Below are 14,986 nucleotides of genomic sequence, written 5' to 3' on the forward strand. Positions count from 1 at the left end.
GATGCCTGAACCAGATAGTAAACCTAGTTCAACTTCGGCCGGGGACCGCTCGCGGTTTAGGGGGTGGGCCTGGATTCCCGTGTGGCGGCCTCGCGATTGGGGGCACTGCCGTGCATTGATTGGCGAGCAACGAATTCGCGGTAATAGGCCAATGACTCATCGGAAACGATTGCGGGCAACATGATTTCCAGGGCGCGCGTGAAGCGTGCCCGCAGATCTTTACCGTTGGCCAGTGCGCTGGAGAACAATTCGGCACCGAGCATGGCGCCCACGATTACGTTGCTGGATTCCTCCGCGCCGAGGCCAGGGCGAAGGTCTCCCTCGGCGACAGCGTTCGCCGTCATCTGCGTCATCTCGTCCAGCAGCGCCACGTACGTCTGCTTGGCGCTCGCGTTGAAGCCACCGAAGGTGCGCAACAGCCGACTCGCCGCCTGTGCCACCCGATCTCCGCTGAGGACGTCTGTGACCATGAACAGCCCGTGGACGATGTTCTCCATCGCGGGCGAACTCGACCTGCTCGCGGCACGGAACGTGTCGAGCACTGTCGCCGCGCCCTCCTCGATGATCGCTGTCGCCAGTGCCTCTTTGGAGTCGAAGTGGTAGTAGAGCGCACCCTTGGTCAGCTCCGCGCGCTCGATGATGTCCGCCAAACCGGCGGCGGGATATCCGATCTCGTTGATGAGATCAATCGCCGAGTCGATGATCCTTCGTCGGGTCGCCTCGGACCTAGCCTGGCGCACCACCGTCGAATACCTCCGTTGACTTTTCGGAAAAACGCTACGTTCTTAACGGAATCATAGATTGTCAGTTCCGAAGGATGCGGCATTCCAGTTCTCCAGTGCCGTCCCGTGGCGTGTGGGCGTCGTCAGAATCGCTAAGCGCTCGGCATTCGCGAAGCCCGAAGCGACCAAGGGTGATACCGATTCCAGGCCGCCGTTTGGCCATGAATGCGCCCGCCAACATCGCAGACCTTCGGTCACATTCTGGCCCGCATATCAATCTAAAGGTATGTAAAGTAACGCCATGGCGGCTCGCGGTTTGGTGTTGCAGCCGACTCGGCTCTGTGTTGGCAAATTTTGTCGAGATCGGTTGTCAGCGGTGCGTGGTGTGTCACTCCCGTACGCGCGAGATTCGCTATGCAGGGGGAAAGAGCCGTCACATGCGACGTTGTCGTTCGGGATGGCAGGCGGGGGTCATTGGCTGACACTTCACTGAGGCGCCGATGACCCCTTTCAGCTGGACTAGCAATTCAGGGGTAGAAGCACATGTGGGATATCGAAGTCGACGTGGTGTCCGTGGGGGCGGGCTCCGGTGGGCTAGCGGGTGCCATCGCCACCGCGGATGCCGGTGGCACAGTTCTTATCGCCGCCCCGTCGCCTAGCCGTGATCGTGGGGCATCAGGGGTCGCGACTGGCCGACGTGTCCACCCCGCGTGCGGGTGGCTTCAGCACGTGGTGACGGACACCGAGACCGACCGGTTCCTGGCGTCACTCGCAGAGGGCGTGCCGGCGCCGGTCTATCTCAACCGCAATATGCCGGTTCCGACGCGCGTGGCCTCCGCGCTCCCTGACGGGCGTGGCGTCGAGCCCTTCCTGGGGTCGACATTGATGGACTGGGCCGGCCAGTGCCTGAGCACTCCCTACGGAATGCTCAGCTCCAGCGTGTTCGGATGGGACGGAACCAGGATGCGTTCCACTGACGGCGAAACCATCGAGGTCGTCCCGATCGGCACGCTCGACTGGTGTCATGGGCTGGGCGAACCTGTCCTGCGGGACTGGATGCTCGATCGTGCGCGGGAGCGCGAGATCGAGATGCTCACCGACACCGGGATGGAACGGCTCGTGTTCGACGGTGGCCGCGTCGTCGGTGTCGTGCTGTGGACGACTGACGGCCCGCTCGCCGTGCGTGCTCGCCGGGGCGTGACCATCGCGCCCGTCGAGGTCGATCGCACCACTGTCGGCATTGCACCCGTTGGGGAGGAGCAACGGGACGTATGTCTCGTCCGTCGTTCTGCGAGCCGCTTCGGGCGTGTCGAACTGCTCAGGACTGTTGCGGCCGAGGCGGCTAGCCGCCCGATGTGCCTGGGTCCCGTGGACGCGGACGCGTTCCTCGCCGGGCTGCACGAATCGCGGCAGTCACCCTCAAGCCTCTGGCGATACGGGAAAGTGCACCGGCACCCGGCCTTCGGCCAATAGCTCCAGCATCTCGTCACCCGATAGCGGATGTGACAGCAGGAAGCCCTGAGCGCTGCTGCATCCCAGCCGCAGCAGGGTGGCCGCTGCGACGGCGGTCTCGACACCCTCGGCCACCAGTTGCAGACCGAAGGCGTCAGCCAACGCGATGATCGCCGTCACGATCGCCAGATCGTCGGGATTGTTGCCCAGATCGGTCACAAAGCTGCGGTCGATCTTCAGCACGTCGACCGGTAGTGACTTCAGGTGCGAGAAGACGCTGTACCCAGTGCCGAAGTCGTCGATGGCGACCTGCACGCCGACATCCCGCAGCCCCTCCAGGGTGACGGTGGTGGTCTCGATGTCCTGGACCACCACGCTCTCGGTGATCTCCAGGCACACCCACGCAGGATCCAGGTGGAACTCTGCCAGGATGCTCGCCACTGATTCGACGAAGCCGGCTGTAACGAGTTGCACCGGTGAGACGTTCAGCCGCAGCACAATGCCTCGAACGGCATGCGAGCGCCACCGCGCGAACTCTGCGCACGCCGTCCGCATCACCCAACGGTCGAGTTCACCGGCCAGATTGATGGATTCGGCGACACCGATGAACGATGCGGGGGACAGCAGTCCGCGGGTCGGATGCTCCCACCTGACCAACGCCTCCGCCGCCAGGACCTCGCCGGTGCGCATATCAACCTCGGGCAGATAGCGCAGGAACAGGGCACCGCTCTCGATGACGTTCTGAAGATGCAGTTCGATGTCGTTGCGCAACGCCGCCTGCAACGACATCTCATCGGTGAACACCGCGACGCGGTTTCCGCCTGCGGCCTTGGCCTCGAGAACCGCCTGGTCGGCGCGCCGAAGTAGGTCTTCGTTGGTGTCCTTGCCTGGCTCGCCGAGCGCCACACCGATGCTCACCGTGCGTGCCAGCATCTCGCCATCGATCGACACGCGCTCGCGCAACACCCCCAGCAGGTGATTGGCGAGGTCCTCGGCGTCGGTGGCCGTGGTCGGTGCAGCCGGCACGACGACGAACTCGTCCCCGCCGAGGCGGGCGATCATGCTCGAACCCTTGGTGCCCCGTTTCAGACGGTCTGCGAGGACGCGGATGAACCAGTCGCCCGCGTTGTGGCCCAGGTAGTCGTTGACCGTCTTGAGCCGATCGAGATCGAAGAACAACGTCGCGACGGGGCCGGGACTGTTGGGCGCCAGCCGGGCGTCGAGATGATCGAGCAGTGCCCGCCGGTTGAACAGACCGGTCAGATCGTCATGCTCGGCGAGAAAGCGAAGCCGATCCTCTGCCGCCACTCTGGCCTGCACCTGTGCGAACAGCGACCCGATGGCCTCCAGCGCATTGAGTTCGGCAGGGAGCCACTCGCGATCACCGAACTTCACGAAGCCGAGTACACCGGTGGTGGTGTCGCCGGACACCAGAGGTGCGGCCGCCATGGACGTCGTGGGGATGTTGCGGCCCTCCTCGATGCGGCGCTGATAGTCCGCGTCGTCGGGTCGGAACACCAACGGCTTCTTGCCGTGCTCAGATTCTGCGAACACGGGATCCGCGTCGGCGAAATACACCACACCCAACGGATCCGGAACGGGGACGCCCGGCCGCTCGGGCCACTCGGCGACCAACAGCGATGCACGGATTGAATGGTCGTTGTAGCGCAGGAAGCTGACGTCCACGTCGAAGTACTCGACCATCACCGCGAGGACGCCTTGTGCCACTTTCACCGACGTCGCGGCATTGGACGCCATCAGGTCGACGGCGACGTTGGTCACCAGTCGGTCAAGGCTGACGCGGGGAGTCGTTGGAGACATTTGAATCAGAATATCGCCGCACGCCGGAATTCATATTGCGTCTCCGGCTCTTGACCGTGGCCGGGGGTGTCGCCGCGAGCCGCAGGATGAGCGCCGGCGCGTCACCTGCGACCCCCGAGAGGGCTCCGAAACGCGTGCTGAGGTCGGACAGCTCGGTGGCATGGTCACGCGAGACCTCGAGGAAATCGCCATCGGACTGCGCGTACAGGAATGCCGGTGAGATGGGCTGCACCGACAATCCGCGGTCCTGCGCGGTGACCCACACGGCTTCGGCCGCAGCTCCGCCGCGGGCGTAGTCGGTCAACTCGGTGCCGGCCACGGTAATCACGGCCAGCGCGCTGCTCGAGGCGACACGGGCCCGGGTGTCGGCGCCGAGCACACGACCGGCGTCCCACGCGGCCAGCGCCGCCATCACATCGGGGCGCGCAAGGAGGTCCAGGACAGGCAGTGTTCCCGCGTCCAGCTCGAGGCTGCGCACTTCGATACCGGAATCCATGTCGTCGGCGCCCGGCCAGCGCAGCTCCGACATCATTTCGGCGTGCAGCGCGGGCGTCAGATACCTGATCCGATCTGCGGCGGCGAGAATGTCTGCCGCGCTGTCGATCTGAGCACGCTCAGTCAGCAGGCACAGCCGCGCCCCCTCGCGGTCGGCTGCCCTCGCAAGCGCCTCTTGGACGTCGTCGGCGAGGCTGGTGGGAGCACCGAGGTGACGATTCGTCTCGCGGTGCAGCAGCGCGGGATAGAACGCAGCACGGGCCGGGTCGGTCCCCGGCACGAAGCGCACCGTCGCCCGCAGGGGCCACTGCTCGGCCGGCTCGGCCCCGGCGGGTTCGTGGTAGTCGACCTGCGCGATGACGTCGTTGCCGACGGCAGCGATGGCTGCCGACGCGTTGAAGACGGCCGCCCCGATCGCCACAGCGCTGCCGCGGAAGCCCAGATCCATCGTCGAGGTCAGCTCCGGGTTGAGCATGATCTCGACGGACTGGTCGTGAGCCTCGATCGCCCAGGGCTGGCTGTTTCCACCCGAGGGCGCCCGGAGAGCCGCCGTGACGACAATCCCGATCAGATCCTCGGGTCTGTTCTCCTCGGGCTCCTCAGGTGGCACGGGCGGTTGCGGGATCGGCGGTTCCTCGATCCGGTCGAGTGCTGCACCCACGTCGAGCTGCACCCGACCCGAGGACAACGGCTCGGCGAGACCGATCCGTCTGACGGCCTCGGCAACTCCGCCGGCGCCGAGCGTGACATCGCCCGCCAACTGTGGCCACGTCGCCAGTGACTGCCCAACCTCGAGCAGCGAGGCCGCCGCCCGGGCCGACAGCCCGGTGTGCTCGACGAGTCGCATCACGTGCGGGATCTTCTGCTGACTGTTCAACGCGCTCAGCCCCGCAACATCGAGGGCACCGAGCAGGCCATGGAACAGCGGCCGGTCGGGTTCGAGGTCGAACCTCTCGACGTCGATGCGTCCTCGATCGCTGGTGGCCATCACCACCGGTAGCTGGCGTGCCCGTGACTCCTGGCGGACCAATGCCTTCACGTCCAGCGAGTCGCACTCCTCGATCACCACGTCCAGCCCGTCGAGGAACTCCTCGACATTGTCGCCGACGAGGCCCGCCGGCCACGGGTGCACCGACAGGTACGGGTCGAGTTCGGCGAGCCTGCGAGCGGTGGCGATCGCCTTGTTGAGACCGAGGTCGAACACGCTGGCGGGTACGCGATTGAGATTGGACAGTTCCAGTTCATCGAAGTCGGCCAGTCGCAACTCGCCGCAAAGGCCCTGTGCGGCGAGTGTGTGCGCGATGACGTGACCGGAGCTAAGCCCCACCACTCCCACTCGGAGCTGGCCGAGTCGATCCTGTTCGTCGATCGTGATCAGGTTTCGGTTGCGATCGAGTCGAAGGCGCCGGAAGGACTGTGGGCCAAGGATCTTGACCAGCGATCTGCGCCATGAGTAGTAGGCCCACCGGGGTGCCTCGTCGGCCAGTTCGGATTCGTCCGTGGTCAGCGCGCGAAGCAGTGCTTCGTGCTGGACCGCCCAGGTGTCGATGGTCTCGATGGTGGCGTCGGCCCGCAAATCTGCCAGGGCACCGGCGTCCTCGGCGCGCGAGTCGTCCAGGACGACAGCACCGAAGGTAACTCTGTCTCGGCTTGGGCTCATGACACCAAGGCCGCGCGGCGCGACACCACGGCAATCTCACGCAAGATCTTTGATACCTGTTCCGGCTCGGCAAGTTTGGAGAACGTTCGACGATCCCACCACATCATCTTGGTTCGATAGCGCTCATCAGGATAGGGGGCCGCCGGGATGGGGGCCACAACGCCCCCCGACGTGCCCCAACGTTCCAGCACATGCGGGGCGGACGTGGCCATGCAGAACTGAATCCCCATGAGTTCCATGGCATGGAATCCGCTGCGTGCCAGTGCATTGGATACCGGGCGAGCACGGTTGCGGTCGTTGGTGGTCCAAGCCGACTTCATCTCGAGAATGCCGAACGGCACCCTGTCGTCGATCATCTTGCGCACCGCGGGCAGTCCTTCGTGGTTGTCCCACTCGACCACCGCGTGCGAGTCGTCGGCACACGTCAGCGGTCCGATCGCGCGGACGCCGCCGGTGACTCGGCCCGAGTCGTCGACCAGGGCCCAGAACATCGCGGTGTCGTGGCCGTCGCTGATCGCGGCGATGTCGAGTGCGTCCTCGACGCCGTGGCGGCGATAGCTTAGGTCGGCGCCCTGCAGGTATTCCGTCCACAGGCCGGGGTCGAGGTCAGGTGTCGACAACACCATCGTGGCCTCTGAGTCCGAGTCCCACCAACTGATGTTTTCGGTCATCCGAAACGCAGCGGAGGTCTGGAATTCGAGGGAAGGTACGCTCATTCTGGTCCTATTCGTGTGGCGGTCCGGCGCCAAGACATGGCGCCGCTAACTGGCGTCATTCGCATTTGTGATGCGTGTAGCAAAGTCAGTATTGGGCCGTTTCGCGCGCTGAACCAACCTTTTGAGACCGATCGAAGACCATTTCGTTGCAGGTCGCAGGGGCTAAGTGGGCCCGTTTGCGCGTGAATTTGCGAATATCGCAATTGTTAAATCTGGGGAAGTCCCTGCATGTGACTCATCACCCCGGCCTGTGGCGAACTCGAGGCGAACTCGCAGCCCTGTTTGCGTCGTTTCAGCAAATGAGTCGTTGTGTTCCAAGGCCCCAGCGACTAGATCTATTACGGGCGGCATCCATCTCCGCCAACCCACCGAGAGGAGTACGCGTGAAAGTCTTCAATGATCTGAACGAGTTTGCAGCGGCCCATGGCAGCCAACTCGGACCCACCGAGTGGATGGAGATCAGCCAAGACCGCGTGAACCTGTTCGCCGACGCCACCGACGATCACCAGTGGATCCACATCGATCCGAAGAGGGCGGCTGACGGCCCCTTCGGCGGCACCATCGCCCACGGCCTGCTGACACTGTCGCTGCTTCCGCACTTCTCCCATCAGCTCTACCGGGTCGACGGCATCACCCTGGCCGTCAACTACGGCTACAACAAGGTTCGCTTCATCACGCCGGTCAAGGTGGGGGCCAGGATCCGGGCGCGCGGTGAGGTCACGGCCATCAACAAGCTCGAGGGTGCGGTGCAGGCGACCACCACCATCACCGTGGAGATCGAGGGATCCGAGAAGCCCGCCGCGGTCGCTGAGAGCATTATTCGCTACATCGCTTGATTGAGGCGGACGGCGAAATATAGCTTCCACCAAGCTTTTCCATCCCCGCGCGCCGTGGCGGCGCACGGGGATGGAAAGTCGCAGTCAGTCTGTCGTGGGATTGGCGGGCATCCGCTCCCGGAGGCTGTCGTAGATCGGCGGCGATCTCAACAATTCGGCGACGAGAACTGCCGCGGCGGTGGCAGCCAGCATCGGTACCGCCACCGATGTCGTGGCCGTCATCTCGATAACGATGACGATGCCCGTCAATGGCGCTCGGACAGTCGCTCCGAAGAATGCCGCCATCCCGACGATCGCCATGGGAATTGCCATCGATGCGTGGTCTCCGGGCCACACGGCGTCAAAGCCGCCGACGAACAGCACTCCCCATAGCGTGCCTATCGCCAGCAGCGGGGCGAACAATCCCCCGGGTACGGCTGCGGCGTACGACAGCGGGCCGGCAATGAACCGCAATGCGAGCAATCCGGCTATCGCAGCCAGGACCATGCTGTTTCCGCCGAGAATCAACTGGTTCAGGGTGTCGCCACCGCCGGTCGCCAGTGGCTGGATGAACGTCACCAACCCAATCAGCGCACCGATCACGGCGGCTTTCGCAACCGCGGGAACCCGGGGCACCGCTTTGACACGGTCGAGGAAGGTCAGCACCAACCGGTTGTAGAACACGCCGAGGCATCCGGTCAGCAGACCGAAGACGATGAACAGGGGTAGCCAGGAAAGTGCCGGGGACGCAACCGGTTCGACCCGAAAGTCGGCATGGTTGCCGTTGATGAGCCGCGAGCATCCGACCGCCGTGGCCGTGGCGAGAACCGTGGCCAGAACGGTTCGGAGCCGGAAGGACTTCGTCACCTCCTCAAGGGTGAAGAGGGCGCCTCCGATGGGTGCGTTGAATGCGACCGCAAGACCCGCGCCGCCCAGAGCGGTTTGCAGCATTCTGACCTCGGAATCGGGAAGCCGGGCGCGTCGTGCCGCCTCTGCTCCGATCGCCGCACCCATGTGCACCGTCGGCCCCTCGCGGCCCAATACAAGTCCCGAGCCGATCGCCAGCACGCCGCCGACGAATTTCGCGGGAAGCAAGCGCAGCAGTGGGGGCGCGGCGTCGCCTCGGTGAACGGCCTCAACGTGCTGGATGCCGCTGCCGGCGGCCATCGGCAGCCACCGCACGATCAAAGCCGCGAGTGTTGCGCCGGCCGCAGCGGCGGCCATCACGACGAGCCAGCCCGGGCCGGGTAGCCGGTGCGCCCAGTCGGCGAGGTCGACGCGCAACCCATCCGCTGCCGTGAGGCACCAACGGAATGCGCCGCCGACGAAGCCTATGAGCACGCCCGCGACCATCGCGGTGACGCATATGAGCATGATGCCGTGGGTGGAGTCGGGCGGCGGTGTCGGATCAGCCGTCGAATTCGTCATCCTGTCGCACGCGCCAGTCCGTCGTCTGTGGCTGTCATCCGACCATTGTGGGGGAGACGTCGCTAGATCAGGAGCGTGGGCGAGCAAGACTAACTACACCCAGCATTTGACAGTTGTCAGAATTCATTGACGTACGTCAAACCCGCTGATAGTGTCCCGCCGCATACCGTGAGGAGCGGCCTTGAACATGACCTTTTCGCGCACGACGCCGCGCACCGCCGTGATCGGTGCCGGCATCAGCGGTTTGACTGCGGGAAAGATGCTGAAGGATTACGGCATTCCCCATACGACGTTCGAGACGTCGGACCGGATCGGCGGCAACTGGGCGTTCGGCAACCCCAACGGGCACAGCAGTGCGTACCGGTCGTTGCACATCGACACCTCGCGCCAACGGTTGTGCTTCAAGGACTTCCCGATGCCGGAGCACTATCCGTCGTTCCCGCATCACTCCGATATCAAGACCTACCTCGATTCCTACGCTGACGCATTCGGCTTACTGGAGAACATCGAGTTCGGTAATGGCGTGGCGAACGCACGTCGCCGCGACGGCGGCGGTTGGGACATCACCGACCAGGCCGGCGAGCATCGCGAGTTCGATCTGCTGGTTGTCGCCAACGGGCACCACTGGGATCCGAGACTGCCGAACTTCCCCGGCACGTTCGCGGGAGAGTCGTTTCACTCGCACCACTACATCGACCCTCGACAGCCTCTCGACCTGACCGGTAAGCGGATTCTGGTCGTGGGCCTGGGTAACAGCGCGGCCGACATCACCGTCGAGTTGTCGTCGAAGGCGCTGCAGAACCAGGTGACACTCTCGACGCGGTCGAGTGCCTGGATCGTACCCAAGTACATCGCCGGACGCCCGGGTGACACCCTGTGGCGCACCACCCCGCATCTGCCACTGTCCTGGCAACGCAAGGCACTTCAACTCGTCGCGCCCGTCATGGGGGTGGACCCGACCATGTACGGCCTGCCGCAGCCGAATCACAAGCTCTTCGAAGCGCATCCAACTCAGTCGGTCGAACTGCCCCTACGCCTCGGCTCAGGCGACGTGACACCCAAGCCGAACATCGAACGCCTCGACGGCGACACCGTGCGATTCGTCGACGGCACCAGCAGCGACTTCGATGTGATCATCTACGCGACCGGCTACAACATCACGTTCCCATTCTTCGATCCGGAGTTCCTCAGCGCGCCCGACAACCAGATCCGGTTGTACAAACGGATGTTCTCCCCGGGTATCGACGATGCCGTGTTCATCGGATTCGCGCAGGCAGTCCCCACGCTGTTCCCATTCGTGGAGTGCCAGTCCCGGCTGCTGGCGGCCTACGCGGTCGGCCGCTACGCGCTGCCGTCGGTCGCCGAGATGGAACGCGTCATCGACGCCGACCAGCAGCGTTACACCGGGCACTGCACCGAAAGTGCGCGCCACACACAGCAAGTCGACTACTACGTCTACGAGCACGACCTGCGGACCCGGGAGATCCCCGCGGGGATCAAGCGTGCAGATGGCCGACCGTCGAGGCTGGTCCCGGCGTGAGGTCTGCGACCGATCGTCGGCCCCCTCAGCGCAGCGACCACCGTCGTGAGGCCATTCTCGACGCACTCGACGGCTGGCTGCGCGAGGAGAGCCTCGAGGCGGTCAACATCGCGGAGATCTCCAAGCAGGCTGGGGTGACTCGTTCGGCGTTCTACTTCTACTTCGAGAACAAGGGCGCGGCGGTGGCCGCATTGATGGGCCGGATGGTCGATGAGGTGTTCGCGGTCAATGACGCCTTCACCATGGCAGAGGATTCGCCGGGCGGACGCATCCACGCAATGCTCGACGGGCTGTTCTCCAGCTGGGAGGGCCACCGGCACATGTTCAAGGCGATGCTCGATGCGCGTGGCACGAGCGCCTCGGTGCGCGATATCTGGGACGAGGCCCGCGAGTCGTTCGTCGAGTCGGTCGCGGAGATGATCCGCGCGGAACGAGCGGCGGGGCGGGCGCCCGCCGGCGTGGACGCAGAGGTCTTGGCCTCGGTCCTGCTGGAGTTCAATGACCGCCTGCTGGAACGGCTGACGCTGGGCGGAACGCTGACGCGTGAGCAGTTGATGGACGGCGCGGCAACCGTCTGGCTGCGTTCCATCTACGGCACCACCGATACCGCCCAGCAGTCATAGGAGATGGCATGACCCATACCGACGTCACCTTCACCTCAGAGGGTGTGGCCTGCAGCGGATGGCATTTCGGCGCCAACTCCGACCGGCTCGCGGGCCCCGGCGGCCGACCGGTCGTGGTGATGGCGCATGGCTTTGGCGGGACGAAGGACTCGGGGTTGGAACCGTTCGCCGAGCAGCTCAGCGCCGCGGGCGCCGACGTGCTGGTCTTCGACTATCGCGGGTTCGGGGCGTCGGAAGGTCAACCACGCCAGTCCATTTCGATCAAACGGCAGCAGCGGGACTACCACTCGGCGATGGATGCTGCCAAGCGCCTACCCGGCGTGGACGGCGACCGGATCGCGTTGTGGGGATCCTCGATGTCGGGAGCCCACGTGTTCCAGGTTGCCGCCGGCCGCCCCGAGGTCAAGGCGGTCATCGCGATGACACCGCTGACAAGTGGGTTGGCGGCTGGGCGGGCGTCGGTCGGTGAACGCAGCGTCCTGACAGCGCTGAGCTGGACGCTCACCGGGATGGCGAGCAAGGTGGCTGTCGCACGCGGCGCGAGCCCCACGATGATGCCGTTGGTGGCGCTGCCAGGCCAGCGTGGGGCGCTGGCGCTGGACGGCGCCTACGAGAGCTACACCTCGATCGCGGGACCCACGTGGCGCAACGAGATTGACGCCGCGGTGGGCATGGAGATCGGCGCGATCCGTACTACGGCTGCGGCCAAGCGGATGCGTGCGAGACTGCTGGTGCAGATCGCCGACTTCGACCGCTACGTCCCCGCCGAGTCCGTCGCCAAGACGGCCGTGCACGGCAGGGGCGAGGTCCACCACTACCCGTGCGACCACTTCGACGTCTGGCCCGGTCACGAGTGGCACGACAGAGTGGCCGCCGATCAGGTGGCGTTCCTGACGCGCGTGTTCGCCCCCGGTGTGGGCGCTAGCGCGAATCCGGCGGCCGATACCACGCAGCCACTTCGCTCGGTCTGACCTTCATCGCCGCATTGCGGGGCAACGCCTCGACGATGGTGATCGCAACGGGCACGTGGTGACTCGGCAGTGTCTCGCGCACCAGATCCTTCAGCTCCGCCTCCGACGGCGGGCTCGCATTGCGGCGCAGTTCGACTGCTGCGAAGGGTACTTCGCCGAGGCGGTGATCCGGTACGCCCACCACACACGCGTCGAGAACCGCGGGGTGCGTGATCAGCACCCGGCGCACCGACTCGGGCAGGATCTTGAAGCCGCCGCGGTTGATCGCGCCGTCGTTGCGACCGTGCAGCGTGATGAATCCGTCCTCGTCGATCGACGCCAGATCGGTTGTGCGCAGCCAGTCGCCACCCATCACCTCGACGCGGGCCTCCAACAGTCCGGTGCCGCCCGTTGGCACTATCTGGCCGGTGTCGGCGTCGACGATCCGAACGTGCACACCCGGCAGCGCCCGACCCGAGCTGTCGGGCTTGGTGTCGCCGAACCGGGCGCGCAGATCCGGGGTCCACGCGCATATTGATCCGGCGAACTCCGTTGCGCCATAGGCCCACAACACGGGGATGCCGAAGCGTCGCTCGAACTCCACGCGGAGATCGCGCTCCAGCGGGCCGGACCCGCCGACGACGCACTCCAGGGAGGGAACGTCGTCGCGGGTGACATCGGAGTCGAGCAGCATCCGCACGATGGCGGGTTGAACTGCGGTTCGCCTGAGTCGGTAGGTCTGCACGACGCGGACCCACTCCGACACGGAGAACTTCTCGAGCAGCACCATCGACTTGCCCACGCACGGGACGGCCAGCAGCTGGCAGACACCGATGCTGCCGAACGGCCAGAACACCAGATCCGGCGGGTCATCGGGGGATGGCACGTGGCCGTGGATCATGCTGCCCACGGTGTGGGCGAGCACCTCGGTCCGGATCGGAATCCGCTTGGGTGCCCCGGTGGTGCCGCTGGTGAGGATGTGGATGCCGGCCTGCGCCAGGCTTCGATCGGCCCGCGCGCCGCGATGCGCGCGGAGGACAGCTATGGAGTCGGGCGACAGCGACACCGCGGCGGTGCCGGCACGGTGCGCCGCCTCGATGACGGGGTTGGTCCAGTCCTGCGTATCGGCGACGACGGCGCCCAGATGGAGTCTCTCGACGTCGGCAGCGATCGCCGCTGCGGACTGATAGGAGTAGATCATCACGACGGGCCTGCCATCGGCGATGAACCCAAGCAGCGCCGCGGCGTGGGGCACCCGGTTGCGGACGACGACGCCCACCGGTTCACCGGCCGGCACGCCTGCGTCGTCGAGGGCCCGCACGATCCGGCGGCGGTAGTCCGCGATGTCGTCTCCCGAGTACCACCACCGGTCGAACTCGATGAACGGCCGCTTGCCGTAGCCGGCCAGGCCGGCAGCAAGGCGCTCGGTAAACGGCGCGGGCGTACTCATCGGCCGCTAAGGTGCTGTTTGTGAAGCGATCGATGGGCCTTATCGGCCTGGCAGTGGGCATGGGGCTGGCCGGGGTGGTGCAGGCCGCACCCGCGGGCGCCGACCAGATCGGCTACCTCGTCAATGTGACGGTGCGGCCGGGCTACAACTTCGCCAACGGTCAGGCCGCGCTGGACTACGGCTACGGCCTGTGTGGCCGCGTCGAGGCCAAGCAGAGCTACGCCGATATGGCGGCCGCGATCAAGTCGGACTTCCGCACCTCTGACGAACACATGGTGTCCTACCTGCTGAGCCAGGCCACCCAGGAACTGTGCCCCGGACAGATCTGGCAGTTGCGCCAGTCCGCGGTTGGCTATCGCGCACCCTGACTCCACTCCATCTCCTCGGTATCGCGCGCCTCTCTCAGTACTGCGTGGCGCCCTGGTCGATCGACATCGCCGTGGCGGTGACGAGTTTTGACTCGTCACTGGCAAGCCACAGCACGGCGTCGGCGATGTCCTCGGGCTCGGCCATCCAGGTCGGCAGGAATGGTGTGATCATGTGAGCGAGCTGCGGATTGCTCTCCATGGTCCTGCCGATCGCGCCGATCATGTCGCCCGATCCCATATCGGAGTTCACCGCGCCCGGGTGGACGCTGTTGACGCGAATGGCGTGCTTGCCCAGCTCGGCGGCGAACGCCCGCGCCATGCCGGTGACGGCGTGCTTGCTGGTGGTGTAGTGGATCATGAACGGCTGCATCTTGACGCCCGCCGCAGAGCTGATCAGGATCACTGACCCGCCGCGGCCACCGTCGATGATGTGCTGCGCACCGGCCATCACGGCGTTCCACGTGCCGGTCACGTTGATGTCCATGACGTCGCGGAACGACTCGGGCGTGATCTCGTCCCAGATCTGCGGCGCGGCGATACCCGCGTTGGCCACGATGACGTCGAGGCGGCCGAACTCGGCGACACCGGCGTTGACCACCTCACGAAGCCCGTCATAGTCGCGGGTGTCGGTCACCGACGTGAGGATGCGCTGACCGGTGGCCCTCACCAGGCTGGCCGTCTCCTCGAGCTGCTCAGGACTGGCCGAGTCGTAGGGGACGCAGTCGGGCAGCTTGCCCGCGATGTCCACGGCGATGATGTCGGCACCCTCGGTGGCCATCCGGACCGCGTGGGCCCGCCCCTGTCCGCGCGCCGCTCCGGTGATGAACGCCACCTTGCCTGCCAACCGACCCGTCATCCGTTCTCCGTTCCCGTGCCATTGCCGTGAGCGGTGCCACGGTGAATCTTAGTGAAGCTAACAGTAGCTATCGCGCAGAGCTGTCGCCCC

The 14,986-nt window shown here is 65.5% G+C and carries 13 protein-coding genes; 6 read left to right on the forward strand and 7 right to left on the reverse strand.

The genetic code is table 11. The features are described from left to right. Nucleotides 1-56: 56 nt before the first annotated feature. On the reverse strand, nt 57-740 hold the full coding sequence (locus tag ACZY0X_RS17475; RefSeq protein WP_463772155.1) for a ScbR family autoregulator-binding transcription factor: 684 nt from the start codon (nt 738-740) through the stop codon (nt 57-59). Between the two features lie 525 nt (nt 741-1,265). Here ACZY0X_RS17475 and ACZY0X_RS17480 point away from each other — a divergent pair. Further along, the gene (locus ACZY0X_RS17480) at nt 1,266-2,195 is read left to right on the forward strand and encodes an FAD-binding protein (RefSeq protein WP_463772157.1); all 930 of its coding nucleotides are present in this window, start codon (nt 1,266-1,268) and stop codon (nt 2,193-2,195) included. On the opposite strand, the gene ACZY0X_RS17485 is transcribed toward ACZY0X_RS17480, so the two are convergent. From ACZY0X_RS17485 to ACZY0X_RS17495, 3 genes are read right to left on the reverse strand one after another with little or no spacing between them, the layout of a single operon-like run. Beyond that, entirely contained in the window at nt 2,142-3,995 is a 1,854-nt protein-coding gene (locus tag ACZY0X_RS17485) for a sensor domain-containing phosphodiesterase (protein ID WP_463772158.1), read from the reverse strand. The genes ACZY0X_RS17480 and ACZY0X_RS17485 overlap by 54 nt on opposite strands. Beyond that, complete coding sequence (locus tag ACZY0X_RS17490; protein ID WP_463772160.1) at nt 3,964-6,150, reverse strand: Rv1355c family protein; 2,187 nt, start codon at nt 6,148-6,150, stop codon at nt 3,964-3,966. The genes ACZY0X_RS17485 and ACZY0X_RS17490 overlap by 32 nt, the downstream gene beginning before the upstream one ends. Continuing rightward, nucleotides 6,147-6,866, reverse strand: a complete 720-nt coding sequence (locus ACZY0X_RS17495; protein WP_463772162.1) for a hypothetical protein — start codon at nt 6,864-6,866, stop codon at nt 6,147-6,149. The genes ACZY0X_RS17490 and ACZY0X_RS17495 overlap by 4 nt, the downstream gene beginning before the upstream one ends. 383 nt (nt 6,867-7,249) lie before the next feature. On the opposite strand from ACZY0X_RS17495, the gene ACZY0X_RS17500 reads away from it, so the two are divergent. After that, nucleotides 7,250-7,702 (forward strand): MaoC family dehydratase, encoded by a 453-nt coding sequence (locus ACZY0X_RS17500; protein ID WP_463772163.1) that lies wholly within the window; start codon nt 7,250-7,252, stop codon nt 7,700-7,702. Between the two features lie 84 nt (nt 7,703-7,786). Here ACZY0X_RS17500 and ACZY0X_RS17505 read toward each other — a convergent pair whose 3' ends face one another. After that, nucleotides 7,787-9,055 carry a ClC family H(+)/Cl(-) exchange transporter gene (locus tag ACZY0X_RS17505; RefSeq protein WP_463772478.1) on the reverse strand — a complete coding sequence of 423 codons (1,269 nt, stop codon included), beginning with the start codon at nt 9,053-9,055 and terminating at the stop codon, nt 7,787-7,789. A 241-nt stretch (nt 9,056-9,296) separates the two neighbouring features. Here ACZY0X_RS17505 and ACZY0X_RS17510 point away from each other — a divergent pair, with 241 nt between their 5' ends. Genes ACZY0X_RS17510 through ACZY0X_RS17520 form a run of 3 tightly spaced genes read left to right on the forward strand, consistent with a single transcriptional unit; the run spans nt 9,297 to nt 12,243 of the window. Further along, nucleotides 9,297-10,649, forward strand: coding sequence for a flavin-containing monooxygenase (locus tag ACZY0X_RS17510; RefSeq protein WP_463772164.1), 1,353 nt, complete (start codon nt 9,297-9,299; stop codon nt 10,647-10,649). Continuing rightward, nucleotides 10,646-11,272, forward strand: coding sequence for a TetR/AcrR family transcriptional regulator (locus ACZY0X_RS17515; protein ID WP_463772165.1), 627 nt, complete (start codon nt 10,646-10,648; stop codon nt 11,270-11,272). Before ACZY0X_RS17510 ends, ACZY0X_RS17515 begins: the two co-directional genes overlap by 4 nt. Before the next feature lie 8 nt (nt 11,273-11,280). Beyond that, a complete protein-coding gene (locus ACZY0X_RS17520) occupies nt 11,281-12,243 on the forward strand; it encodes an alpha/beta hydrolase (RefSeq protein WP_463772166.1) in 963 nt (320 codons plus the stop codon). Here the strand turns inward: ACZY0X_RS17520 and ACZY0X_RS17525 are convergent. After that, nucleotides 12,194-13,672 carry a class I adenylate-forming enzyme family protein gene (locus ACZY0X_RS17525; RefSeq protein ID WP_463772168.1) on the reverse strand — a complete coding sequence of 493 codons (1,479 nt, stop codon included), beginning with the start codon at nt 13,670-13,672 and terminating at the stop codon, nt 12,194-12,196. The genes ACZY0X_RS17520 and ACZY0X_RS17525 overlap by 50 nt on opposite strands. 32 nt (nt 13,673-13,704) lie before the next feature. Here ACZY0X_RS17525 and ACZY0X_RS17530 point away from each other — a divergent pair, with 32 nt between their 5' ends. Continuing rightward, the gene (locus ACZY0X_RS17530; protein ID WP_241405760.1) at nt 13,705-14,040 is read left to right on the forward strand and encodes a DUF732 domain-containing protein; all 336 of its coding nucleotides are present in this window, start codon (nt 13,705-13,707) and stop codon (nt 14,038-14,040) included. Nucleotides 14,041-14,074: 34 nt separating this feature from the next. Here the strand turns inward: ACZY0X_RS17530 and ACZY0X_RS17535 are convergent, their stop codons facing one another. Next, complete coding sequence (locus ACZY0X_RS17535; RefSeq protein ID WP_463772169.1) at nt 14,075-14,896, reverse strand: mycofactocin-coupled SDR family oxidoreductase; 822 nt, start codon at nt 14,894-14,896, stop codon at nt 14,075-14,077. Nucleotides 14,897-14,986: the final 90 nt, after the last annotated feature.

The organism is Mycobacterium sp. IDUB_39 (assembly GCF_055419205.1).